The sequence below is a fragment of the Pseudoalteromonas sp. SWYJZ19 genome (assembly GCF_015864375.1).
GTDB lineage: Bacteria > Pseudomonadota > Gammaproteobacteria > Enterobacterales > Alteromonadaceae > Pseudoalteromonas > Pseudoalteromonas arctica.
In genome coordinates, this window is the sequence record NZ_JADYXI010000056.1 from 1 (window position 1) to 1,253 (window position 1,253).

1 protein-coding gene is annotated in these 1,253 nt (G+C 39.5%); it reads left to right on the forward strand.

From position 1 onward, the window contains the following. Positions 1-21: 21 nt before the first annotated feature. A complete protein-coding gene (locus I6F45_RS21215) occupies positions 22-996 on the forward strand; it encodes a transposase (RefSeq protein ID WP_197120235.1) in 975 nt (324 codons plus the stop codon). Positions 997-1,253: the final 257 nt, after the last annotated feature.

A 1,253-nucleotide genomic window follows, 5' to 3' on the forward strand; every position in this document is an offset into this window, starting at 1 on the left:
AAAAAACAAGCAGGGTGTCTTATGGCTATCGCAAGAAAGCGTCAAGTAAGTTTGGTTGATACAAAGTACTACCACTGTATTTCACGTTGTGTACGCCGTGCATTTTTATGTGGCGAAGACCGTTTTACAGGCAAGTCTTACGAGCATCGTAGAGGCTGGGTTGAAGACAAACTGCTTGAGTTAGCTAAGGTGTTTTGTATTGATGTATGTGCTTATGCCGTAATGAGTAATCATACCCATTTAGTACTGTATGTTGATGATAAGAAAGCGAATAGGCTGAATGATAAAGCGATTGTTATTCGCTGGCATAAACTCTGTAAAGGCACAGTGTTAACGCAAAAATATGTACAGGGTGAAAAGCTAAGTAAAGTTGAACTCATCTTTTTTAATCAAACAGTAAAGGAATATCGAGAGCGCCTATCAAGTATTAGCTGGTTTATGCGGTTGTTAAATGAAGATATTGCTCGCAGAGCAAATAAGGAAGATAACTGTACTGGCAGGTTTTGGGAGGGTCGATTTAGCTCACAAGCACTGCTTGATGAAGCCGCACTTGCCGCCTGTATGGCGTATGTAGATTTAAACCCCATTAGAGCCAAGATGGCTAAAACGCCAGAAGAGTCAGACCATACCAGCGCTCAAGTACGCTTAATATGCGCAAAAGAAGGCAAGCAGCCAAAACAACTCCTTCGTTTTGCAGGGATGCCACGTCAAATAATGCCAAAAGGGCTGCCGTTTGAGCTTAAATCGTACCTTGAACTTGTTGAATTAACAGGACGTTGCATACGAGAAGACAAGCGAGGGTATATTGAAAGTACACATTTGTCTTTACTGGAAAGGGTGAATATATCTCCAGAAAACTGGTTAAAGCTTACAACCCAATTTACGCGCGTATTTCGTGGTGCAGTGGGCAGGCCAGCCTCACAAGAAGCTTATTGTGAAAACTTAAAGCGAAAGCGGCGAGCGAATATCAGTAACTGCGAAAAGCTACTGGCATAAAACGTAAACTACTCAGTAAAACTATTCAATAATAAATTACAACTGCACCATGCAGTCATTTTCATGCGTGCAATTTAGATTAAGAGCGCTAATGACTTATTTGATGGATGAAATGAAAATAACCTGTCGATAAAAGATATATTATTAACCTACAAATTAAATTTAATGGCAACATTTTGTTTGTTCAATTAAAGTGGCTGTCTAGTTTATCTGGTTTATCTGTTCATATAAAAAAGCTGCAAAACACGATGCATTAA

Coding starts and splice junctions, on each gene's coding strand:
- I6F45_RS21215 (WP_197120235.1), top strand. CDS start 22: ATGGCTATCGCAAGAAAGCGTCAAGTAAGTTTGGTTGATACAAAGTAC.